This window comes from Dietzia sp. oral taxon 368, from assembly GCF_002999155.1.
Lineage (GTDB): Bacteria > Actinomycetota > Actinomycetes > Mycobacteriales > Mycobacteriaceae > Dietzia > Dietzia cinnamea.
This window is the reverse complement of the sequence record NZ_CP027238.1, coordinates 1567554-1590105: the sequence shown is the minus strand read 5'-3', so window position 1 is coordinate 1590105 and position 22552 is coordinate 1567554. Positions and strand designations below refer to the sequence as shown.

Genomic DNA, 22552 nt, shown 5'->3' with positions numbered 1-22552 from the left:
GGCGAGTACGCGCCGCTGTACACCCCGGCATGATTTGTCAATCCACGCACCCGATGCTTGACCCTGACGCGGCGTCAGGCCCCACGCTCGTCGGTGTGAGAGATGCTGGATCGATGACGACGCACGAAGGTGACGGCACGCCCGCTCCGGACGGGACTCGCGGGTCGGCCGGGCTCACAGTGGGCGCGGCCGCCGCGTTGGTCGGCGTGAGCGTGCGGACCCTGCACCACTGGGACCGGATCGGGCTGGCGCGGGCGAGCGGGCGGACGTGGTCGGACTACCGCGTGTATGACGACAACGACATCGCGCGGCTCCACCGCGTGCTGGTCTATCGGGAGCTGGGTTTCCCGCTCGCGGAGATCGGCGCACTGCTCGACGACCCCGAGGTCAACGAGCGCGCCCACCTGAACCGCCAGCGTCGGCTGCTGGTCGAGCGCATCTCTCACCTGCAGGAGATGGTCTCCGCAGTGGACCGCCTGAAGGAGGCGATCGACGTGAACGCACCCCTGACCCCGGAGGACCGGGCCGAGATCTTCGGCACCGACTGGGATCCGAACTGGCAGGACGAAGCCGCCGAGCGCTGGGGCGACACCCCGCAGTGGGAGCAGTCGCAGCAGCGCACGGCGAAGATGAGCAAGGAGGAGTGGAAGCGGGTCAAGGCCGAGACGGAGTCGCTGAACGCCGACCTGGCCGCCGCGAAGCGCGCCGGGGTGGATCCCGGCTCGGCGGAGGCGGCCGCGTTGGTCGAGCGACACCGGGCGTCGATCTCGCAGTTCTACGACTGCTCCCGGTCGATGCAGGTGCTGCTGGCGCGCATGTACCGGCAGGACGAGCGGTTCGCGGCGACGTACGAGGCCCTCGAGCCCGGCCTGACGGACTGGCTCGTCGCGGCGGTCGAGGCGGGTGCCCGCGCCCACGGCGTCGACCCCGACACCGCGACGTGGGACTGAATCGCCGCCGCGCGCCGTGAGCGGGGCGGTCGGCGGCCGTACGCTGGCCCGCATGAGCCGATGGACCACTGCTGACATCCCCGACCAGACCGGCCGGACGTTCGTCATCACCGGGGCGAACTCCGGCCTGGGCCTGCAGGCGACCCGGGCGCTGACCGAGGTGGGCGCCCGGGTCGTCATGGCCTGCCGCGACACGACACGCGCCGAGGCCGTCCGCGCCGGGCTCGCGCACCCGGAGCGCGCCGAGGTCGTCGAGCTCGACCTGGCCGACCTCGACTCGGTGCGGGCGGCGGGCGAGGTCCTGGGTGGCCGGGCGCCGGACGCGCTCATCAACAACGCCGGCCTGATGAACATCCCGCGGTCGCGCACCGCACAGGGGCACGAGATGCAGTTCGGCGTCAACGTGCTGGGCCACTTCGCGCTCACCGAGCTGCTCGCGCCGGCGCTCACCGACCGGGTCGTGTGGCTGGGGTCGATCATGCACCGCTTCGGTTCCGTCGACCCGGACGACCTGGACTGGACCCGCCGCCGCTACTCGCCGATGACGGCGTACGCCGCCTCCAAGCTGGCCTGCGTCATGCTGGCGTACGAGCAGCAACGCCGGCTCGAGCTGGCGGGGTCGTCGCTCAAGGCGGTGGTCGCGCACCCGGGGTACTCGGCGACCAACCTGCAGTACCGCAGCGGCAGCCGCGTGCAGGACCTGGTCATGAAGGGCGTGGAGAAGATCCCGTACCTGGTGCAGCCGGCCGAGCGGGGCGCGCTGCCGCAGCTGTACGCGGCGACGGTCGAGTCCGTGCGGCGCGGCGCGTACATCGGCCCCGACGGCCCCGGTGAGCTCACCGGGTACCCGACGACAGTGCGGTCCACGCGCGCCTCGCGGGACCCGGACGTCGCGGCCGCCCTGTGGGAGCGGTGCGCGCAGATGACCGCCGCCTGAGTCCCGCCGCGCCGCCGGATACCGCCGCGCGCGCCGGCGCCCAGATGCCCACCGCCGCGCACCGGCGCCGCGATGTCGACCGCCGCCGCGCGGGGAGGCCCACCGGGGGGGGCGACGACGACGAGGTGCGCCCTACGCCCGCCGGCGGGACGCGGCCAGCAGCAGCACGCCCAGCAGAACGGTCCCGGCCGCCAGACCCGCCACCGTGGCCGTCCGCACGCCGGTCACCGCCAACGCGGCGGTAGCCGACTGCCCGGCCGGGCCGGAGGTGGTGTCCGCCGCCGCGGCGTGAGCGGGCGCCGGAGCGGCGGCGGCGTCCAGGGTGCGGCCCCCGGCACCGGTTCCGACCCCCGCCTCAGCCGCGGGCCCGTTCGCGCCGGCCGGGGTGGCGGGGAGCTCGTCGTCGTCGTCGCCCCCGGTCGTGGCCCCGGGCGCACCGTCCGCGGCACCGGACGCGTCCTCGTCCTCCTGCGTCTGCCCGGCGGCCTCCGCCTCCGCGGCCGCCTGCGCCTCGGCGCGGCGGCGCTCGTTGTCCTCGTACGGGTCCTGCAGCGCGGCGATCTGCACCGCCTCGATGCTCCCCGCCAGCCCGCCGGGCAGCTCGGTGCCCGCCGCGGCCGCCGCGTCCGTGAGCAGCGCACCACCCTCGGCGGACCCCTCGACCAGGCCGTGCCAGAAGTCCAACTCGTGCGGGTAGAGCTCGCCCGCGTCCTGACGCTCGTCCAGCGCGGCGAAGTATCCGCCCGCGAACTGCAGGCTCAGAACGGGGAAGATGTACTCGGGGATCGCGATCGACCCCAACCCGATCGTGCCCGAGCCGACCGACCCGGTGGGGTTGACGTACACCGATCCCGGCAGGCTGCCCGACGACGCGACCGACGCCGCCGCCGACCCGCCCGCCACGCCCACGGCCTCGAGCGGCGCCACCGAACCCACGACCTCGCCGACCGACTGCGCGCCGTCGACCACCGGGGCGCTGCCCGTGTCCCGCAGGGCCTCCGAGCCCAGGCCCCCGCCGCCGATGACGATCTCGTCCGGCAGCTGGCCGATCAGCTGGTCCACGCTCGACACGCCCGTCTCGGGCACCGTCGACCCCGTCCCGGTGCCCGGTGTCGGTTCGTCCTGGGCCTGCGCCACGGCGGGCACGGCGACGGCCGCCAGCACGGTGGCGGTGACAGCGGCGCCGAGGCGCCTGGTCCGGGCTCCGGAACCACTGGTCTGGGGCATCACGACAGGCCTCTCGTCACATGCCGGGCCGGGCGACCCGCGCACCGGTGAGCGTACTACTGCGGCCCCGGGCTATTGCAGAGCCGACGTGAGCCGCGCGACGTTGTCCACGTACCTGCCCGCCCACGGCCGGCTCATCCAGACGTCCAGCTCCAGGGTCGTGCACTCCTCGAGGTACGCGTCCACCACGTCGTTGAGTGCCGACACCGCCTCGCCACCGAGCACCAGCATGCTCACCTCGAAGTTGAGGTTGAACGACCGCTGGTCCAGGTTGCTCGAACCCACCACGCCCGCGTAGTCGTCGATGAGCACCGTCTTGGTGTGCAGCACGGCCGGCGAGCGGAAGCGGTGGATCACCACCCCGGCCTCCAGCAGCGCCCGGAAATACGACCGCTGCGCGTGGTGGACGAGGAACTGGTCGGCGTGCTCGGGCACGAACACCTCCACCGACACCCCGCGGTACGACGCCGAGGTGAGCACGTGCAGCAGCGCCTCGTCGGGCACGAAGTACGGGCTGACGATCCGGACGCGCTCCTGCGCGTGCGTGATGAGCTGGGTGAACATCCGCAGGCCCGGCTGCGTGCGATAGCCGGGCCCCGACGGCACCAACTGGAACGCGCTGACCGGGTCGCCCGCCGTCGGGTCACCGCCCTTGCGGCCCGGCGCCAGCGGCGCGCCGAGCGCCAGCTGCTCCAGCGTCCCGATGACCTCGCCGGACTCGGTGAACCAGTCCACCGCGAAGACACCGTCCATCGCCTGCACGATCTCCCCGCGGACCTCCATCATCAGGTCGACCCACTCGCGACCGAGCCGGGCGTTGCGGGTGCTGCCGTAGTGGCGCTCGATGAGGTTCTGCGATCCGACGAAGCCGTGATGGCCGTCCACGATGAGAATCTTGCGGTGATTGCGCAGGTCCGGACGCCGGAAGCGGCCGCGGAACGGGTTGACCGGCAGCATGAGGTGGACCGCCACGGGGGTCCTGCGGAGCTTCCGGCGCAGCCTCGTGAACCCCCGGTAGCGCAGGGAACCCAGGTGGTCCACCAGGACCCGCACCGCGACGCCCCGCTCCGCCGCCTCGACAGCGGCCGTGAAGAACTCGTCGGTCTCGCCGTCCCACGACTGGGCGTAGAACTCGATGTGCACGTGGTCGCGGGCCGCGCGCACCGCCTCCGTCATCGCCGCCAGCGACCGGCTGTAGTCCGAGTGCAGGGCGACGAAATCCCCGGACATGGCGGGGATCGCGGTGAGGGTCCGGTTCATCTCCAGGATGGTGCGCACGCCCTGCGCGACTCCCACGCCGTCGGGGACCGTGGGCCGCTGCCTCAGCGCGTCGGCGTACAGCCGGTTGGCCTCGGCCTGGATGATGTGGCGCCGGCCGGTGATGTACGGATTGCCCAGCAGCAGGAACAGCGGCACCCCGACGACCGGGATGAACAGGATCGCCAGCAGCCAGGCCTGCGACGAGGACGGCTGCCGGTTCTCCGGCACCATCCCCAGCGCGAGGACCTTGATGACGTACTCGGTGATGAGCAGCGCGGAGGTGACGCCCTCGGGGAAGGGGAGGAAGGCGAGGCGATCGACGGCGGGGTTCACGCCGTCGGACGGGTCAGGACCGTGCCGAGCGCCAGGGCGCGGGGGTCGATGACCGCGCCCCCGCGCATCGTCCACCGCACCACGCCCGCCAACGCCCGCTGCGCGTACACCGAGTCCGCGGAGCCGAGCTCGCGGGCCCCGGGCAGCACCACGAACGCCTCGTCGTCGGCGACCGCGGCGAAGTCCGCCCGCAATCCCTCCCGGATCTCCCCGCGGTCGCGCAGCCCCACCACCTCCGCCGGGCTACCGGCCATCCAGCGCGCGACGTCCGCCAGATCGAACCCGCGGCGCCGCGCCTCGGTCCACACCACCGACAGCCCCAGCCGGGCCGAGGCCACCGCGTCGATGGTGCCGTCCCCCAGCGCGCCCCACAGCAGCTCGCGGTTGGCGGCGTCGCGGATCGGAGGATCGAGCCGCGCGACCACCGATCCGCCGTGGGTGACCTCGGAGACCAGGGCGAGCATGTGCGGGCAGGTCGCGGCGGTGACGGCCAGGCCCTCGGCCCTGGCGTCGCGGAGCAGGGGCAGGAGCTCGGCGTCGGCCACGTTCCGCACGTGAAGGCGGCCACCGGTGCGGCGGGTCACGTCGAGGAGCGCGGGGAGGTCGTCGGGGACCACGTCGACGGCGAACAGCCCGCCGTGCCCGGCGACCTCCTCGGCGGCGGCGGCGAGCTCGTCGCGGTCGAGGGTGGGAGCGCCGTCCACGCCGACGCCGGTGCCGATCGCGGTGATGCCGAAGACGCCGCGGTCGAGCAGCGCGCCGAGGCGACCGAGGTTGCCGGGGACGGCGGTCCCCCACAGACCCACGTCGACCGTGGACTCGCCGGTGACGGCGTCGCGCCAGGCGTCGATGTGGGCCGGGTCGGTGGCGACCGGGGCGTGGTCGGTGCCGTAGTCGACGACGGTGGTGATGCCGCCGACGGCCGCGGAGCGGGTGGCCACCGCCACGTCCTCGGAGCCGACGTGAGGGTCCACCAGCCCGGGCATGAGTACCACGTCGTCGCCCAGGTCGATGATGTGCTCCCCCGCCAATCCGATGTCGCGGGCGTCGGACCCGGTGCGGACCGACGAGATCATGCCGCCGTCGACGGTGACGGCGGCCTTCTGGATGCGGCCGTCGACCACCGCACGGTGAGCGTGGATCAGGAGTTCGTACTGGGCCACGGGTGAGTCCTCCTGCGGGTCGGGCGATCTGGTCGCGTCCGCCATTGTCCCCCACGTCGGTGCTCCCCCGCGGCAGTGATGCCCGATAGCGTGGTGGCCATGACTGAGAACCCCACCGGATTCGTCCCCACCGCCGACCTCGTCGACGAGATCGGCGAGGACGTCCGCAGCTGTGACACCCAATTCCGCGACCTGGGTGGGCGCACCGAGTTCTTCGGCCGCATCTCCACGGTGCGCTGCTTCCAGGACAACGCCCTGCTCAAGAGCGTGCTGGGGGAGCCCGGCGAGGGCCGGGTCCTGGTGATCGACGGCGACGCGAGCGTGCACACCGCGCTTGTGGGCGACCTCATCGCGGAACTGGGCCGCTCCAACGGCTGGGCGGGCGTCGTGGTCCACGGCGCGATCCGCGACTCGGCCGTGATCGCCGGGATGGACTTCGGCTGCAAGGCGCTGGGCACCAATCCGCGCAAGTCCACCAAGACGGGCGCCGGCGAGCGCGACGTCACGGTGAGCTTCGGCGGGGTCGACTTCGTCCCCGGCGACACCCTCTACGCGGACTCCGACGGGATCGTCGTCCGCTGAGCCGGCCGGCGGATCAGGACCCCGGCCCGAGGCTGCCGGTGAGCGTGGCCGAGAGGTGGCCGAGGGAGGCCTCGGGGCCGTAGCTGCCGAGCGAGCCGGGGGCGTAGGAGCCGGTCGCGTTGGGGATCTCCAGGGACAGGACGGCCGAGCCGGTGGAGACGATCAGCGAGACGAGGTCCATGAGCGAGCCGGTGCCCAGCGAGCCGTAGCCGAGGGAGCCGCCGAGCGTCTCGAGCGCCTCGACGGGGGTGAGACCGCCGACGGTCCCCTTCTCGCCAACGTCCTCCGCGGCGGCCGTGCCGGCTCCGGCGACAAGAGCTGAGGCGGCCAGGACGGCGGCGAGGGCGGTGCGACGAGTCGAGCGCATGGGTCCTCCGGGGAGGTGAGAGGGGGCGGTGACGACGCTGTGATAGTAGCCCGCGTCACACCCCTGCGGTCAGGCCTCCCGGCGGATCCAGCGCAGCAGCGGCCCTAGCGAGGCACGGTCGGTGAGGTCGAGGCCACCCATCTCGAGCATGGCCTCCTCGTCCGGCGTGCGATCGGGTTTGCGGCGCAGCGCGGCCAGTGCCGTCTTGAGGCCGAGCCGCTGGCGAAAGCCCAGCAGATCGGGAGTCACCACGCCGCGGAGCTGGAAGAGCTTGAGCTCGCGCAGCTGGTCGGCCGAGAACTCGGCCGACATGAGGTCGATGCGGGACTGGTCGGTGACGGGCGTGGGACCCACCATGACGACGGCGACGCGGCGTCCGGCCTCGACGAGCGCCGCCCAGTTGTCCTTGATGAACGTCGAGCCGCCGAGGCCGCCGTCGGAGCGGATGCCGGTCACGAGCACGACCGTCCCCGCCACGACGAGTTCCATGGGGTCGGCGGCGTCGTGGTGGGAGGCGGCGGTGTCGAACTCCTCGGCCAGCCAGACCGCGTAGCGGCGCGCGCCGACGTCGTCGTCGTGCAGGACCACCGGAGCCTGGTTTCCGGGGGCGGTCATCGGGCCCCTCCCCGGGCCACCACGCGGGCCGCGCGGTCGGCGTACGTGACCACGTCGCCGTCGGCGAGCCCCCGCCCGCGTCGCGTGTCGACCTCGCCGTTGACGGCGACCTCACCGGCGGCCACGGCGTCCTTGGCCTCGGCCCCCGAGTCGAGGAGCGAGGCGAGCTTGAGGAACTGCCCCAGGGTGAGCTTGCTGGTCAGGTCGCACTCGACGGGCTCGGCCGGGGGGCCGGCTTGGGACCGGGTGGCGCGGCCGAGGCGGCCTCGTCCTGCGATGTGGCGGCTCATGCCGCCGAGCCTATCGGGACGGGCCGTCCGACCGCAGTCCCGCCCCGTGCGGCTCCGACCGCTCGTGCGCCGCGGGCTGGTCCTCTCCCCGGCCCCGCCGGGTGACGAGCGTCAGCCCCGCGGCACCGGCCACGAGGACCACGCCCGCGAGCACGAACGCGGCCGCCTGGATGCCGGAGAAGGTGGAGTCCGAGGAACCGGCCTCGTCCCCCGCGGATTCGCCGCCGTCGGCCGGGAGGGGCGGCAATTCGCTGAGGACGGGGTAGTCGATCGCCGGTGCGGCGTCGCCCACGCCGAACGACTGCGCCGCGGCCGCCGGCGCTCCGACGAGCGCTACCGCCGTACAGGCGGCGGCGATCATCGCGGCGGGGCGGCGGTGCATGTGTGGCCTTCCGGGACGGCGGCCGGGCGACCGCGGATTCACGACACTGATGATCTTAGGATCTTCTCAGGTCGTGCGCCACGTCAGGGCCGATTCCGCCGTTCCGACGCGAGGACGGCGGCGGGTCCCGCGAAGGCCTACGGGCCCCGAGCAGAGCCACCACGGTCGGGAGCCGGGGCCCTACTCTTTGGCCCCGGCTCCTCCGCCGGCGGACTGAGCCCGCGCGTGGTGTGGCGCCCCGTCTACCTGCGGTGCACGGAGATCGCGCAGCGCAGGCCCCCCGACGGGTCGGTGAAGAACGACGCCGCCTCGATCTCCTTCTCCTCGCTCGGCTCCACCGTCTCGACGATCTCCGTCGACCCCTTGACGTTGCCGCCGTCGATCTCCGCGACCGACACCGTCACCGTGTACGTCACGGCCGTCTCCCCCGGGTTCGTGAGGACGCCCCGGAACGACCACGCTCCGTCGTCCGCCTCACACGTCGACCCGGTGAGGTCGGCCCGCGCGCCGGCCCCGGCGGGGTGCGTCGTGGGGGCGGCGGTCGCCGTGAACGTCGACGTCGGGCCGGCCTCGGACTCCTCCGACTGACTGTCGTCCGAGCCACAGGCCGCCAGGCCCGCGCACAGCGCCAGGGCCGAGACCACAGCCAGCCCACGGCGAGTCGTGTGTGTCATCGGTTCACTCCGATTCTCCCGAGCTGCTTTCGCCCTCTCACGGTGGTCACTCCTCCGTCCGCCGCTTCCTCGACACCAGGACCAGCCCGACACCGACGACGACGAGGAGCGCGGTCGCCCCCGCGAGCGCAGCCACGGTCACGCCGGTGTTCGCCAGCGCGCTGCCCTTGCCGCCCCCGCCCGCGGTAGAGGAACCGCCGGTGGTCACCGTCGTGAGCGGCCCGGGCTGTGGCCGCGACGGCGGTCCCTGCGTGGCCGAAGACGGAGCCGGAGACTGGGGCGTCACTGCGCCGCCACCCGGGGCGCCCTGTTCCGGCGTGGCGACCGGCGGCACACTGCCGGGCGCCTCGCTACCGGGCACCCCGCTGCCGGGCGCCTCGCTGCCCGCGGACCCGGGAGCCGACCCGAGCCCCAGCGACGCCAGCGCGAGCGAACCGACCATGCCACCCAGCGAGCCCGACGCCTCCGGGACGTCCGAGCCGGCCGACTCCGTTGACCCCGCAGACCCGGTCGAGCCCGTTGACCCCGCAGACCCGACCGAGCCCGTGATCAGCCCGATGACCCCGGCCAGCCAGTCGAGGGACCCGCCCGAGGACCCGCCCGAGGATCCGTCGCCGGGGCCGGGCGGCCCACAGTCGCACGAGCTCGGGATCGTCGCCTCGTCGGGCGGCGACGTGGTGGTGCCGCCGGACGGGGGCGTCCCCTCGGCGGTGGCGATGTTGCGCACGGCGCCAGAGTCGTGATCGGCCTGCGTCACGGTGTACTCGACCACGCACGTCTCGGTGCCGCGGGCGGCGAGCTCGGCGACACACGGGATCGGCGTGGCGGACACCCGGGGGTCCACCACCTCGACGTTCCGTAGCGGGACGTCGCCGGTGTTGATGACGGTGAAGGTGTAGGTGAGCACCTCGCCGACGTCGGCCCGTCCGTCGCCGCTCGCGTCCCGCACCTTCTTGACCATCGTCAACGACGAGGCGGGGGAGGCGGGCGGGATCGTTGCGCTGTCGGGCGGCGAGACCACCGGGTCACCGGCCGGGGTGGTGCCCGTCGCATGGGCCACGTTGACGAGCGGCTTCTGCGCGTCCAGGTCGGCCTGGACGACGGTGTACGTCGCCGTGCACCTCGCCACCTCCCCCGGCGCCAGGGTCGTGGGCTCGCAGACCGGCGTCGGGAGATCCCCGGTGCCGGAGAACGACTCCTCCGTCACGCCCACGCGGGTGAGCGTCACGTCGCCGGTGTTGCGCACCGTGAACGTGTACGTCAACGTCTCGTCGAGCTGGGCGATCCCGTCTCCGGAGGCGTCGGTGACCCGCTTGTCCACCACCATGCCCGGGTTCTGCGTGGCCGGCGGGATCGTGGCCGAGTCCTCGTTGGACGGGAACTCGACCCCCGTCGGATCGGTCGCCCGGGCCACGGCGGTGTTGGCCAACAGGGGCTCCACGGTGTCCAAGTCCGCCTGCGTCACCCGGTATGTCGCTGTACACGTGGTCGAGGCGTTCGGCGCCAGCGTCGTGGCCTGGCAGGACGGGGCGTCCAGGGAGGACCTGTCGCCGGTGCCGTTGAACTCCGTCTCCACGATCCGCAGTCCGGTCACCGTGACGGGGCCGGTGTTGGTCACGGTGAACGTGTAGTTGAGCAGTTCGCCCGCCTGGGCGACGCCGTCGCCGGACGCGTCCGTCACGCTCTTGTCCAGGGTCAGGCCGGCGGTTCCGGTCGAGATAGTCGCGTCGTCGGACGCCGACTCGACAGTCGCGCCGTCGCGGGTCGTCCCTTGCGCGGTGGCGGTGTTGACGATCGTCGGCCCGGCGGCGACGTCGGTGGCCGTCACCCGGTAGGTCGCGGTGCACCGGTCCGTGGCGCCCGGCGCGAGCGTGGCGAGGCACTCGAGGCGGCCCCCGGGGAGCCGGTCGTCGATCACGACGATGCCGGTCACCGTGGTCTCGCCGGTGTTGAGCACCGTGAACGTGTAGGTGAGCACCTCTCCCACCTGCGCGATCCCGTCACCCGAGGCGTCCGCGACGGTCTTTTCGAGCGCTAGCCCGTCCCGTGCCGGTTGCGTCGGGATCGTCGCCTCGTCCGGGAGCGACTCAACCGGGTGTGCCGGATCAGCCGGGTTGTGGGCGGTGGCGGTGGCCTCGTTGAGGATCGCTCCGGCCGCGATGTCCGCCGCCGTCACTTCGTAGGACACGGGACACGGGGCCGTCGCCCCCGGCGCCAGCGTCTCCACGCACAGGTGGTTCGGTAGCCCGAGCCGGGGATCGTCCACGAACACGTTCCTCAGGTCCGTGGTCCCCGTGTTGGTCACAGTGAAGGTGTAGACGATCCGCTCCCCGAGCTGGGCGATGCCGTCGGCGGACACCCCCTCGACGGGCTCGCCGTCCATGCCGGTCCCGGTATCGTCCACGGACTTGCTCAGCTCGAGCTCCCGCGAGGACTCGGTGGTCACGGTCTCGGTGTCGGAGGAGTTGATCTCCGCGCCGGACGGATCGGTTCCGGAGGCCGTCGCCGTGTTGTCGTACGACCCACGGTTGACGTCGTCCTGGGTGATCACGTGCGTGCCCGTGACCGCGCACGTCACGCTCTGCCCGACGGCCAGAACCTCCGCACACGTCGTCGGCTCGATGCCCAGCTCGTCGTCGCTGATCGTCACCGGTGCCAGGCGCGACTCGCCGGTGTTGGTGACGGTGAAGGTGTAGGTGACGACGTCGCCGACGCGGAGGCCGGATGTCGGGCTCGCCACCTTGGCGACGGCGAGCCCGGGCGTCTGGACCATGGTGACGGTCTCGGTGTCGGTCGCGGTGACCGGCTGTCCCGCGGGCGGGGTGCCGGTCGCGGTCGCGGTGTTGTCGAACCGGCTCGCCAGGACGTCCGCCTGGGTGAGCGTGTACCGCCCGGTGGTCGAGCACGTCGCCGTGTCGCCCGGGGCGAGGGAGTCCACACACGGGGAGTCGGGGATCCCCAGCGTCGGATCCGACACCGTCACCGGCGCCAGTGTCACGGTCCCGGTGTTCTGCACGGTGAAGGTGTAGTTCACCACGCCGCCGGCATAGCGGCCCTCCGGCAGATCCGCGGTCTTGGTGAGCAGGAGGGCCGCCTCGCCCGTCAGCGTGACCGTCTCGGTGTCCTCGCCCGTGACGGGGGCGCCCCCGGCGGGCGGGGTGCCGGCGGCGGTCGCGGTGTTGACGTACTGTCCCGCGTCCACATCCGCCTGCGTGATCGTGTGGGTCCCGGTCGTCGTGCACGTCGCCGTCGCTCCCGGGGCCAAGGACGCCACGCACGGTTGTCCGGTGATCCCCAGCCGGGCATCGGTGATCGTCACCGGCGCCAGGGTCACGTCCCCGGTGTTGGTCACCGTGAAGGTGTACGTCACCGCCTCGCCCACCTCGACACCTGTCGAGGGGTCGGCGATCTTGTCCAGGGTCAGGCCCGCCTCCCCGTCCGTGGTGACGACGGCTCGCCCCTGGGCGGTGACCGCCCCGCCGGACTGCGGGGTGCCGGTGGCGAAGACGGTGTTGGTGACACCGCCGGCGTCCACGTCGGCCTGCGACACCGTGTATTCGGCCGCGGTGTCGCACTCCACCGAGGCGCCCGGTGCCAGCGAGTCGGCGCACGGCTCAGCGGCCAGGTCAAGCAGCGGATCGGTGATCGTCACCGGCGCCAGGGTCACGTTCCCGATGTTGGTCACCGTGAACCGGTAGGTCACGCGGGCACCGGCCGCCACGTCGGAGGAGGGAGCGGCGGTCTTGGCCACCTCGAGGGCCGGAGCCGCTGCCGTGGTGACTATCTCGGTGTCGGCGTCGGCGATCGTCCCGCCCCGGGGCAGGGTGGCCGTCGCGGTGGCGGTGTTGACGAACTGCCCCGCGTCCACGTCCGCCTGGGTGATCGTGTGCGTGCCCGTGGCCGTGCACGTGGCCGTCTCCCGCGGCGCCAGGGAGTCGACGCACGCGGCGTCCTCGATTCCCAGCGCCGCGTCGGCGATCCTCACCGGCTCCAACGTCACCGCGCCTGTGTTGGTCACGGTGAACGTGTAGCTGACCTGGTCGCCCACCACCAGACCGGCGGCCGGGGTGGCCAGCTTGTTCACGCTCAGGCCGGCCGTCCCGTCGGGGCTCACCACGGCCACGCCCTGATCGGTCACCGCCGGTCCCGTCGGGGGCGTCCCGGAGGCGGTCACCGTGTTGACGAACTGCCCCGCGTCCACATCCGCCTGCGTGATCGTGTGCGTACCCGTGGCCGTGCACGTGGCCGTCCCCCCCGGCGCCAGCGAGTCGACGCAGGGCACATCGGTCATGTTCAGCAGCGGATCGGTGATCGTCACCGGCGCCAGCGTCACCGTCCCCTCGTTGTGGACGGTGAAGGTGTACGTCACCACGTCACCGACCTCCGTGCCAGCCGACGTGTCCGCGGTCTTGACCACGTTGATCGCCGGCACGCCCGCGGTCGTCACCGTCACCGAGTCCTCGCCCGTGACGGCTGCGTTCCCGCCGGGCGGGGTGCCGGTGGCAGTCGCGGTGTTGACGAACTGCCCCGCGTCCATGTCCGCCTGGGTGATCGTGTGCGTGCCCGTGGCCGTACACGTGGCCGTCTCCCCCGGCGCCAGGGAGTCGACGCACGCGGCGTCCGCGATTTCCAGCGCCGCGTCGGCGATCCTCACCGGCGCCAGGGTCACCGCGCCGGCGTTGGTCACGAGGAAGCTGTAGCGCACCTCGTCGCCCAGCACCAGACCGGTGGTCCGATCCGCCACCTTGTCCAGCACCAGACCGGTGGTGGAGGCCGTGGGGAGGGTGGCCGAGGACTCCGACGTGAGCACGCCGCCGGCCGGCAGTGTGCCGCTCGCGATCGCGGTGTTGGCCACCGATCCGGCGTCGACGTCCGCCTGCCTCACCGTGTACGCGTACTCCGGGCAGGTGGCGGTGGCCCCGGGGGCCAGCGACTCGACGCAGGGTTCGGAGTCCAGTCCGAGGGTGGGGTCGTCGATCGTCACCGGCGCCAGCGGCACCTGACCGGTGTTGGTGACGGTGAACGTGTAGGTGAGCGTCTCACCGACCTCGGCGATCCCGTTCTGCGAGGCGTCCGCGACGGTCTTGACCAGCTCGAGGCCGGGTGTGCCGGGCGTGATGACGACGTCCGCGGTGTCCCGTGCCATGACCGGCGACGACGTGGAGGTGCCGGTCCCTGTGACAGTGGCCGTGTTGGTGACCGTCTCCGGGCCGGTGGCGGTGTGGCTGTGCGTCAACGTCTGCCGACACTCGTAGGTCCAGGTTTCCTTGAGGTCGAGGAGACCGTCGTTGTTGGCGTCCCCGCCGATACGGGTGAGGGGGGAGCACCGGTCGTCGGCCACCGCGACGTCGCGGATCGGGTCCGTCCCGAGGTTGACCACCCGGTAGGTGTAGACGACCTGCCCGGTCTCGGTGAGGGTGCCGGGGTCGGCCTCCTTGTCGACGGCGATCTCCGAGCGGTTGATCGGCGTGGTCGTCTGGTCCTGGTCGCCCGGCTGGGTGGGGTCGTCGGTGGGCGTCGGGTCGATCCCCACGTAGTCGTAGACGCCGGAGTTGACGATCTGCGTGACGTCGGCGGCGAGCGGGTTGTCCACCCGCACCGTGACCGTGATGGTGGCGGTGTCCCCGGCGGGGACGACCCCCGGGACGGTCGCGGTGGAGCCGGTGACGGGCTGCGGGGTGGCCCAGTAGTTCACGCCGCTCGTGCCCACGGGCCGGCCGTTGAGGGTCGAGGAGACGTAGGTGGTGTGGGTCGGGATGAAGTCCTGGAACGTCACCTCCGTCGCCGCCGCCGTCCCGATGTTCTTCATCGCGATGGTGTAGGTGATCAGGCCCCCTGCCTGGGTGGTCTGTACGTCGGGGGTCTTGGTCACCTGCAGTTCGGGCTTGGGGAGCGCGCAGCTCGCCAGGTCGCCGAGCTGGCCGAAGGTGGCGCTGGGGATCGAGGCGCTCACCGGGGTCGCGCCGCCCGTCGAGGTGTTGACGGTGTAGAGGACCGAGTTTGCCGCGCCGCCGACGTTTGACGCCGACGCGTACAGGGTCCCGTTGGGCGCAAACGCGAGGCCGTTGAACGTCACCCCGGTCCCCATCGACCCGACGAAGTTGGCCGTGTTGGTCCCAGAGCCCACCAGCCCGGCCGCGGAAATGGTGTAGAGGCTGTTGGTCGAACCGTCGGAGGCGATGAGCCACATGTTGCCGAGGCCGTCGAAGACCATGTCGCCGGAGGAGAGTCTCGCGAGGTTGGCCCCGGCGTCGGACACCACGGCGCCGCGGTCGGTCCAGGTCGTGGCCCCGGAGGACAGGGAGTAGAGCCGGCCGTTGGAGGCCCAGCTCCACAACGTGCCGTCCGAGCTGAACGCGAAGCGGTTCGTGTTGGTGGCCGACGCGTGGGGGGTGGTGACCTGCTGTTTCTCGACGGTGGTGACGTTGTACCGCCACGTGCCGGCGTTGGCCGCCGGGTCATTGCCTATGCGGGGGACGTAATACACCCACTGAGGGTCCCGCGGGTTGATCGCGAGGGAGGTGACGGAGCGGTACTCGCTTCCGTTGTACGTCACGCGCGGGTCCACCCTCGACGTGGCCCCGGAGGCCGAGACCGTCCCCAGCGAGGTGGGCCCGGCGCCGAAGGAGCTGTACCAGATCTGATCGCACGTGATCGCGCCGGCCGCGACGTTCACCGACTCCGTGGCCCGCGCGGTGCTGGTCCTGCCATCCGCGGGGTCGGTGAACTGGGCCGTGACGGTGTTGGTTACGGAGGTGGTGACGGTCACGGAGCACCTGAACGTGGCGGTACCGCCCGGGGGCAGGAAGAAGTCGCCCCGCGCGTCCCTGCTCATCCCGGACACGTGGCCAACGTTGGCGCACCGGTCGTCCGTCATCGAGGAGTAATACAGGGTCCGCGCGGCGGACGTGTTCTGGACCGTGTACGTGTAGGTGACGGGACCGCCGCCGGCGGGAAGTGCCGTGACGGAGGCGGTCTTGGTGACGCGGAGCTTGCTGTCCGGCGAGGTGCCCGTCCCGGCCACCGCGACGGGCGTCATCGGCGCCGAGGGGAACGCGGAGACGCCCGCGCTCAGGCCCAGGACAAGGAATACGGTCCAGACGAGACTCCACACCCTGCGCCCGATGCCGCTCCGCCCGTTCATACCCATCCGCCGATCCTTCGACTCGCGCCCCGCGCCGCCCGAACCTGAGCGGACGCTCATGCCACTCTAATCTAGGGTACAGATCACATCGAGCGCTACGGTTCGAGGGGTACGCGCCCGGCACGCCGGGCGACAGCACGAGCCGGTCCCGCGGCTCAGCGCTGGGCGACGTCCGTGGGCCGGACCGGGGCGGGCAGCGCGGTCTCGCCCATGAGGTAGCGGTCCACCGCGGCGGCGGCGGCACGCCCCTCCGCGATGGCCCACACGATGAGCGACTGGCCGCGCCCCATGTCACCGGCGACGAACACACCCTCGACGTTGGTGGCGAAGGCGTCGTCACGACCGACGTTGCCTCGGTCGGTGAACTCCACCCCGAGGTCCGAGCACAGGCCGGACTTCTGCGCGCCGGTGAAGCCCATCGCGAGCAGGACCAGGTCGGCCGGGTACTCGAAGTCCGTACCGGGCACGGGCTCGAAACGGCCGTCGACCATCCTGACCTCTGAGCCCTTCAGCGCGGTGACGTGTCCGCCCTCGCCGACGAACTCCGCGGTGGACACGCCGTAGACGCGCTCGCCGTTCTCCTCGTGGGCCGAGGCCGTGCGGAACATCAGCGGGTACATCGGCCACGGGGTCGACGCAGCGCGGGTGGCCGGCGGCCGGGGCATGATCTCGAACGACTTGACCGACTTCGCGCCCTGACGGGTCGCGGTGCCGAGGCAGTCCGCACCGGTGTCACCGCCGCCGATGATGATGACGTGCTTGTCGCGCGCGTGGATGGCGGGCAGTCCGTCGGCGTCCACGACCGGGTCCCCGACCGCGGCCTTGTTGGCCAGCGGCAGGTACTCCATGGCCTGATGGATGCCGTCGAGCTCACGACCGGGCACCGGTAGATCCCGCCGCATGGTGGCGCCACCGCACAGGACCACGGCGTCGAACTGGGCACGCAGCTGCGACGCGGTGATGTCCTTGCCGACGTTGACGCCGGGACGGAAGACCGTCCCCTCCGCCTCCATCTGCGCAAGGCGACGATCGATGACCGCCTTCTCCATCTTGAACTCCGGGATCCCGTAGCGCATGAGCCCGCCGATGCGGTCGTCGCGCTCGAAGACCGTGACGGAGTGCCCCGCGCGGGTCAGCTGCTGGGCCGCCGCGAGGCCCGCGGGGCCCGATCCCACGACCGCGACGGTCTGCCCGGTGCGGAACGACGGGATGACCGGCTCCATGCCACCGTCGGCCCACGCGGCCTCGGCGATCTCCACCTCGACCTGCTTGATCGTCACCGGCGGCTGGTTGATGCCGAGGACGCACGACCCCTCGCAGGGGGCCGGGCAGAGTCGACCGGTGAACTCCGGGAAGTTGTTGGTCGCGTGGAGCCGGTCCACCGCGTCGTCCCACTTGCCCCGGTGCACCAGGTCATTCCACTCGGGGATGATGTTGCCCAGCGGGCAGCCCTGGTGGCAGAACGGGATACCGCAGCCCATGCACCGGGACGCCTGGGTGCGGATCGAGTCCTCGGGCAGGACCGTGGACTCGTAGACCTCTTTCCAGTCCATGATCCGCAGGTCGACGGGGCGGCGCCGGGGCAGCTCCCGCTCGGTGTGCTTGAGAAAGCCCTTCGGGTCAGCCATTTGCGGCCTCCATGATCGCCTCGTCCACGTTGCGTCCGTCCTTCTCCGCCTGTTCGATGGCCAGCAGCACGCGCTTGTAGTCGCGCGGCATGACCTTGGCGAAGTGATTCACGTTCTGGGCCCAGCCACCGAGGACCTCCCGGCCCCGGGCCGAATCGGTCTCCTCCACGTGGCGCTCGACTATCGCGTGGAGGAACTCCACGTCCTCACTGGTGAGTTCCTCGGTGTCGACGAGCTCGGAGTTGAGGTTCTCCGCGAGGACACCGCGGGGATCGTAGAAGTAGGCGACGCCACCGGACATCCCGGCCGCGACGTTGCGGCCGGTCGGGCCCAGCACGACCACCCGTCCACCGGTCATGTACTCACAGGCGTGGTCGCCCACGCCCTCCACCACCGCGGTGACGCCGGAGTTGCGCACGCAGAAGCGCTCCCCCACCATCCCGCGCAGGAACACCTCACCTGCGGTCGCGCCGTAGCAGATCACGTTGCCGGCGATGATGTTGTCCTCGGCCACGAAGTCGGGGGCCGCGTCCTCCGGTGGTCGCACCGCGATGCGTCCACCGGACAGTCCCTTGCCCACGTAGTCGTTTGCGTCGCCGAACACGCGCACGGTCACGCCCCGGGCGAGGAACGCACCTAGCGAGTTGCCGGCGGACCCGGTGAAGCTCAGGTCGATCGAACCGTCCGGCAGGCCGGTGGCACCGTGGGCCTTGGAGATCTCGTGGCTGAGCATCGTGCCGACCGAGCGGTTGACGTTGCAGATCGGGTAGCTGCCCGTGAACGGCCCCTTCGCCGCATCGGCGATCACGGCGCGGGCGTCCTCGATCAGCGTGCGGTCCACGACGCCGTCGAGCTTGTGGTCCTGTGCCTTGGTACGACGCAGGTCCTGGTGCATGAAGGGCGACTCGGCCTGGGCGAAGATCGGCTCCAGGTCGAGCTTGGCCGCCCGCTTGTTGTGGGCGAAGGCCCGCGATTTGTCCAGGCACTCGGTGTGCCCGATCGCCTCGTCGAGGGAGCGGAAGCCCAGCTCTGCCAGGTACTCGCGCACCTCTTCGGCGATGAACTCCATGAAGTTCACGACGTACTCGGCCTTACCGTTGAACCGCTCGCGCAGCACGGGATTCTGGGTGGCCACGCCGACGGGGCAGGTGTCGAGGTGACACACGCGCATCATGACGCAGCCGGCCACGACGAGCGGCGCGGTGGCGAAGCCGAACTCCTCGCCACCGAGTAACGCGGCGACGATGACGTCACGCCCCGTCTTGAGCTGGCCGTCGACCTGGACGACGATCCGGTCGCGCAGACCGTTGACGAGCAGCGTCTGCTGGGTCTCGGCCAGGCCGAGCTCCCACGGGCCGCCCGCGTGCTTGAGCGAGGTCAGCGGCGACGCTCCGGTGCCGCCGTCGTGGCCCGAGATGAGGACGACGTCGGCGTGCGTCTTGGACACGCCCGTCGCGACCGTCCCCACGCCCTGCTCGGCCACGAGCTTGACGTGGATCCGCGCCTCCGGGTTGGCGTTCTTCAGGTCGTAGATGAGCTGAGCAAGGTCCTCGATCGAATAGATGTCGTGGTGCGGCGGGGGCGAGATGAGTCCGACGCCCGGCGTCGAGCCGCGGACCTCGGCCACCCACGGGTAGACCTTGCCCGGAGGGAGCTGCCCGCCCTCGCCCGGCTTGGCGCCCTGCGCCATCTTGATCTGGATGTCGGTGCAGTTGGCCAGGTAGTGGCTGGTCACGCCGAACCGGCCGGAGGCCACCTGCTTGATGGCGGAGCGACGCCAGTCCCCGTTCGGGTCGGGGTCGAAGCGGTCGACGGCCTCCCCGCCCTCGCCGGAGTTGGAGCGCGCCTGCAGGCGGTTCATCGCGATCGCCAGCGTCTCGTGCGCCTCGGCCGAGATGGAGCCGTAGCTCATCGCACCCGTGGAGAACCGCTTGACGATCTCGGAGACCGGCTCGACTTCCTCGATCGGCACGGGAGGGCGGTTGCTCTTGAGCTCGAACAGCCCGCGCAGCGTCGCCAGCCGCTCCGACTGGTCGTCGACCAGGCGGGTGTACTCCTTGAAGATCTCGTAGCGACCCGTGCGCGTGGAGTGCTGGAGCTTGAACACCGTGTCCGGGTTGAACAGGTGGTACTCGCCCTCACGTCGCCACTGGTATTCGCCGCCGATCTCGAGCTCGCGGTGCGCGGCCTCCTCGGGCCGCGGCAGGAACGCGAAGCGGTGCCGGAGGGCCACATCCTCGGCGATCTCGTCCAGGCCGATGCCGTCGATGGGGCTGACGGAGCCGGTGAAGTACTCGTCGCACAGTTCCTGCGACAGGCCGGTGACGTCGAACAACTGCGCGCCGGTGTAGGAGGCGAGGGTGGAGATACCCATCTTGGACATCACCTTGAGAACGCCCTTGGCGGCGGCCTTACGGTAGTTGTCGCAGGCCTCGGCGGTGTCGACTCCGATGAGATTGCCGTTCTTGACCAGCTCGTCGATCGACTCGAACGCCATGTACGGGTTGATCGCGTTGGCGCCGTACCCGAACAGCACGGCCATGTGGTGGACCTCGCGGGCGTCACCGGACTCGACCACCAGGCTGACGCGGGTGCGGGTCTTCTCGCGCACCAGGTGGTGGTGCACCGCTGAGGTGAGCAGTAGCGAGGGGATGGGCGCGTTGCGCTCGTCGGACTCGCGGTCGGAGAGCACGATGAGGGTCGCGCCGGCCTGGATGGCCTCGGACACCTCCCGGCGGATGCGCTCCAGGGCGATCCGCAGGCCGCGGCCGCCGTGGGCGACGTTGTAGAGCCCGCGGACGACCACCGACCGCAGGTTCGGACGGGCCTCCCCGGCCTCCAGCAGCGTGGCGAGGTCGGAGTTGCCGAGGATCGGGTTGGCGACCTTGACCTGCCGGCACGACTCGGGGCCCGGGTTGATGAGGTCGCCCTCGGGACCGAGCGTTACGCCGTAGCTGGTGACGAGCTCCTCGCGGATGGCGTCGAGCGGCGGATTGGTCACCTGCGCGAAGCGCTGCGCGAAGTAGTCGAACAGCATGCGCGCACGCTGGGACAGCACCGGTAGCGGGGTGTCCGTGCCCATCGACCCGATCGCCTCGGCGCCACTCCCTGCCATCGGGGAGATGAGGATGCGCAGTTCCTCCTCGGTGTATCCGAAGACGCGCTGACGCAGCACCACGCGCTCGTGGGCCATGTAGGGCTTCTCGACCCGGGGCAGGTCCTCGAGCCGGACCAGGCCCTCGTCGAGCCACTGCTGGTACGGGTGCTCGGCGGCCAGCTGCGACTTGATCTCCTCGTCGTCGATGATCCGCCCCTCGGCGGTGTCGACGAGAAACATGCGACCGGGCTGCAGGCGGGTCTTGGTGACGACCTTGTCCTGCGGGATGTCGAGCACGCCCACCTCGGACGCCATCACGACGAGGCCGTCGTCGGTCACCCAGATGCGGGAGGGGCGCAGGCCGTTGCGGTCCAGCACGGCGCCGATCACGGTGCCGTCGGTGAACGTGATGGACGCCGGGCCGTCCCAGGCCTCCATGAGCGAGGCGTGGTACTCGTAGAACGCCCGCTTGGCCGGGTCCATTGTCTCGTGGCGTTCCCACGCCTCGGGGACCATCATGAGCACGGCGTGCGGCAGGGCCCGGCCGGCCAGGGTCAGCAGCTCGAGCGCCTCGTCGAAGCGCGCGGTGTCGGACCCTCCTGGGGTGCAGATCGGCAGCGCCGCGGGCAGGTCCTCGATGCGGTCGCTGGTCATGAGCGCCTCGCGGGCCCGCATCCAGTTCTCGTTGCCACGCGCGGTGTTGATCTCACCGTTGTGCGCGACGTAGCGGAACGGGTGGGCCAGCGGCCATGCGGGGAACGTGTTGGTGGAGAAGCGCGAGTGGACGATGCCCAACGCGGACTCGACGCGCTCGTCCTGCAGGTCCAGATAGAAGTCGGGGAGCTGCTTCTCGGTGAGCATGCCCTTGTAGACGAAGGTGCGCGGGCTCAGCGAGGGGAAGTACACCGTCTCGGAGCCCAGGTCGCCCTTGCCGGCGCCCTTCGAACCGAGCTCGTGCTCGCAACGCTTGCGCACCACGAAGCACTTGCGCTCGAGCGCCAGGCCGGTCAGCAGCTCCCCGCCCGGGCCCGCGGCCTCGACGAAGATCTGGTTGATGGTGGGCTGCGCGTCACGTGAGATCGCACCGACCGTCGAGTCGTCAACAGGGACCTCGCGCCAGCCGATCACGGTCACGCCCTGCTCGGCGGCGATCCGCTCGACCATCCGCATGGCGTCCATCGCCAGCATCCGGGATTGGGGGAGGAAACAAAGGCCGGTTGCATATGCACCGGCCTCAGGCAGTTCTACGTTCTGCTCCTCACGCATCACCTCGCGGAGGAACAAGTCCGGTACCTGGATCAACAAGCCCGTGCCGTCGCCGGTGTTGGCCTCGGCACCCACGGCGCCGCGGTGCTCGAGGTTCACCAGCGCGGCGATCGCCTTCTCGACGATGTCCCGGGACTGGCGTCCGTACATGTCCACCACGAACGCGACACCACACGAGTCGTGTTCGTATTCGGGGCGGTACAGGCTTCTGGGGCCGGGAGTCGTCATCATGTGTTCGCCTTCGCTTGTCGACGGGCGGACTCCGTGGTGGCTGGAGCACCCGTACTCAGAGGACCGAGGTCCTCCGGCCCGGAAATAATATGGGCAAGGGGGGCAGGTCACACAACTCGGAAAAGTCAAACCCGTGACCTTGACGTGGGAAGGCGATTCCACCTTGTGAGATTTCTCTCAGCGACATGTCCCGTCTACCTCATACGACACCGCAGTTCACGCCCCCGCATGAACGGCGGGGGCGGGAACTCTCTCATGGTTCTCACCGAATGAACGGCAGGGGTGGCAGGGTCACCCCGTCCGGGAGGAACACCTCGTAATCACCGAGGGAGCCGGTGGTGATCACAACCGCGTTCACCCCGACCGCGACCCGATTGATGAGCATAGCCCACCCTCAAGGTATTGT

Annotated in this window: 15 protein-coding genes; 3 read left to right on the top strand and 12 right to left on the bottom strand. The window is 71.3% G+C overall.

Annotated elements, in window-relative coordinates:
• Positions 1 to 113 precede the first annotated feature (113 nt).
• A complete protein-coding gene (locus C3V38_RS07450; RefSeq protein WP_061914213.1) occupies positions 114 to 950 on the top strand; it encodes a MerR family transcriptional regulator in 837 nt (278 codons plus the stop codon).
• A gap of 52 nt (positions 951 to 1002) precedes the next feature.
• The gene (locus C3V38_RS07445; RefSeq protein WP_061227900.1) at positions 1003 to 1887 is read left to right on the top strand and encodes an oxidoreductase; all 885 of its coding nucleotides are present in this window, start codon (positions 1003 to 1005) and stop codon (positions 1885 to 1887) included.
• A 132-nt stretch (positions 1888 to 2019) separates the two neighbouring features.
• Here C3V38_RS07445 and C3V38_RS07440 read toward each other — a convergent pair whose 3' ends face one another.
• The 3 genes from C3V38_RS07440 to C3V38_RS07430 all read right to left on the bottom strand — a co-directional run bounded on the left by C3V38_RS07440 (position 2020) and on the right by C3V38_RS07430 (position 5915).
• Positions 2020 to 3114, bottom strand: coding sequence for a hypothetical protein (locus C3V38_RS07440; protein WP_106385424.1), 1095 nt, complete (start codon positions 3112 to 3114; stop codon positions 2020 to 2022).
• Between the two features lie 72 nt (positions 3115 to 3186).
• Entirely contained in the window at positions 3187 to 4707 is a 1521-nt protein-coding gene (locus C3V38_RS07435; RefSeq protein WP_106385423.1) for a phospholipase D-like domain-containing protein, read from the bottom strand.
• Positions 4704 to 5915, bottom strand: a complete 1212-nt coding sequence (locus C3V38_RS07430; RefSeq protein WP_254426118.1) for an amidohydrolase family protein — start codon at positions 5913 to 5915, stop codon at positions 4704 to 4706. Before C3V38_RS07430 ends, C3V38_RS07435 begins: the two co-directional genes overlap by 4 nt.
• A gap of 54 nt (positions 5916 to 5969) precedes the next feature.
• Between C3V38_RS07430 and rraA the strand changes: the two genes are divergently transcribed.
• Positions 5970 to 6452, top strand: coding sequence for a ribonuclease E activity regulator RraA (gene rraA, locus C3V38_RS07425; protein WP_106386399.1), 483 nt, complete (start codon positions 5970 to 5972; stop codon positions 6450 to 6452).
• Positions 6453 to 6465: 13 nt separating this feature from the next.
• Here the strand turns inward: rraA and C3V38_RS07420 are convergent, their stop codons facing one another.
• The 9 genes from C3V38_RS07420 to C3V38_RS18185 form a co-directional block, all read right to left on the bottom strand.
• The gene (locus C3V38_RS07420) at positions 6466 to 6819 is read right to left on the bottom strand and encodes a hypothetical protein (RefSeq protein ID WP_106385422.1); all 354 of its coding nucleotides are present in this window, start codon (positions 6817 to 6819) and stop codon (positions 6466 to 6468) included.
• A gap of 69 nt (positions 6820 to 6888) precedes the next feature.
• Positions 6889 to 7434 (bottom strand): hypothetical protein, encoded by a 546-nt coding sequence (locus C3V38_RS07415; RefSeq protein ID WP_106385421.1) that lies wholly within the window; start codon positions 7432 to 7434, stop codon positions 6889 to 6891.
• On the bottom strand, positions 7431 to 7724 hold the full coding sequence (locus C3V38_RS07410; RefSeq protein ID WP_106385420.1) for an RNA-binding S4 domain-containing protein: 294 nt from the start codon (positions 7722 to 7724) through the stop codon (positions 7431 to 7433). The genes C3V38_RS07415 and C3V38_RS07410 overlap by 4 nt, the downstream gene beginning before the upstream one ends.
• A 10-nt stretch (positions 7725 to 7734) precedes the next feature.
• Positions 7735 to 8106 (bottom strand): hypothetical protein, encoded by a 372-nt coding sequence (locus tag C3V38_RS07405; protein ID WP_174705764.1) that lies wholly within the window; start codon positions 8104 to 8106, stop codon positions 7735 to 7737.
• Positions 8107 to 8348: 242 nt separating this feature from the next.
• Entirely contained in the window at positions 8349 to 8780 is a 432-nt protein-coding gene (locus C3V38_RS07400; protein ID WP_129591173.1) for a hypothetical protein, read from the bottom strand.
• 46 nt (positions 8781 to 8826) lie between these two features.
• The gene (locus C3V38_RS07395; protein ID WP_106385418.1) at positions 8827 to 15984 is read right to left on the bottom strand and encodes a DUF11 domain-containing protein; all 7158 of its coding nucleotides are present in this window, start codon (positions 15982 to 15984) and stop codon (positions 8827 to 8829) included.
• A 95-nt stretch (positions 15985 to 16079) separates the two neighbouring features.
• A complete protein-coding gene (locus C3V38_RS07390) occupies positions 16080 to 17552 on the bottom strand; it encodes a glutamate synthase subunit beta (protein ID WP_106385417.1) in 1473 nt (490 codons plus the stop codon).
• Positions 17545 to 22146 (bottom strand): glutamate synthase large subunit, encoded by a 4602-nt coding sequence (gene gltB, locus C3V38_RS07385; protein ID WP_106385416.1) that lies wholly within the window; start codon positions 22144 to 22146, stop codon positions 17545 to 17547. The genes C3V38_RS07390 and gltB overlap by 8 nt, the downstream gene beginning before the upstream one ends.
• A 262-nt stretch (positions 22147 to 22408) precedes the next feature.
• The gene (locus tag C3V38_RS18185; protein WP_256386858.1) at positions 22409 to 22531 is read right to left on the bottom strand and encodes a hypothetical protein; all 123 of its coding nucleotides are present in this window, start codon (positions 22529 to 22531) and stop codon (positions 22409 to 22411) included.
• Positions 22532 to 22552: the final 21 nt, after the last annotated feature.

Excerpts from the sequence above, each read along its gene's own strand:
- C3V38_RS07450 (WP_061914213.1), top strand. The coding sequence starts at position 114 with ATGACGACGCACGAAGGTGACGGCACGCCCGCTCCGGACGGGACTCGC.
- C3V38_RS07445 (WP_061227900.1), top strand. The coding sequence starts at position 1,003 with ATGAGCCGATGGACCACTGCTGACATCCCCGACCAGACCGGCCGGACG.
- C3V38_RS07440 (WP_106385424.1), bottom strand. The coding sequence starts at position 3,114 with ATGCCCCAGACCAGTGGTTCCGGAGCCCGGACCAGGCGCCTCGGCGCC.
- C3V38_RS07430 (WP_254426118.1), bottom strand. The coding sequence starts at position 5,915 with ATGGCGGACGCGACCAGATCGCCCGACCCGCAGGAGGACTCACCCGTG.
- rraA (WP_106386399.1), top strand. The coding sequence starts at position 5,970 with ATGACTGAGAACCCCACCGGATTCGTCCCCACCGCCGACCTCGTCGAC.
- C3V38_RS07420 (WP_106385422.1), bottom strand. The coding sequence starts at position 6,819 with ATGCGCTCGACTCGTCGCACCGCCCTCGCCGCCGTCCTGGCCGCCTCA.
- C3V38_RS07415 (WP_106385421.1), bottom strand. The coding sequence starts at position 7,434 with ATGACCGCCCCCGGAAACCAGGCTCCGGTGGTCCTGCACGACGACGAC.
- C3V38_RS07410 (WP_106385420.1), bottom strand. The coding sequence starts at position 7,724 with ATGAGCCGCCACATCGCAGGACGAGGCCGCCTCGGCCGCGCCACCCGG.
- C3V38_RS07405 (WP_174705764.1), bottom strand. The coding sequence starts at position 8,106 with ATGCACCGCCGCCCCGCCGCGATGATCGCCGCCGCCTGTACGGCGGTA.
- C3V38_RS07400 (WP_129591173.1), bottom strand. The coding sequence starts at position 8,780 with ATGACACACACGACTCGCCGTGGGCTGGCTGTGGTCTCGGCCCTGGCG.
- C3V38_RS07395 (WP_106385418.1), bottom strand. The coding sequence starts at position 15,984 with ATGAGCGTCCGCTCAGGTTCGGGCGGCGCGGGGCGCGAGTCGAAGGAT.
- C3V38_RS07390 (WP_106385417.1), bottom strand. The coding sequence starts at position 17,552 with ATGGCTGACCCGAAGGGCTTTCTCAAGCACACCGAGCGGGAGCTGCCC.
- gltB (WP_106385416.1), bottom strand. The coding sequence starts at position 22,146 with ATGATGACGACTCCCGGCCCCAGAAGCCTGTACCGCCCCGAATACGAA.
- C3V38_RS18185 (WP_256386858.1), bottom strand. The coding sequence starts at position 22,531 with ATGCTCATCAATCGGGTCGCGGTCGGGGTGAACGCGGTTGTGATCACC.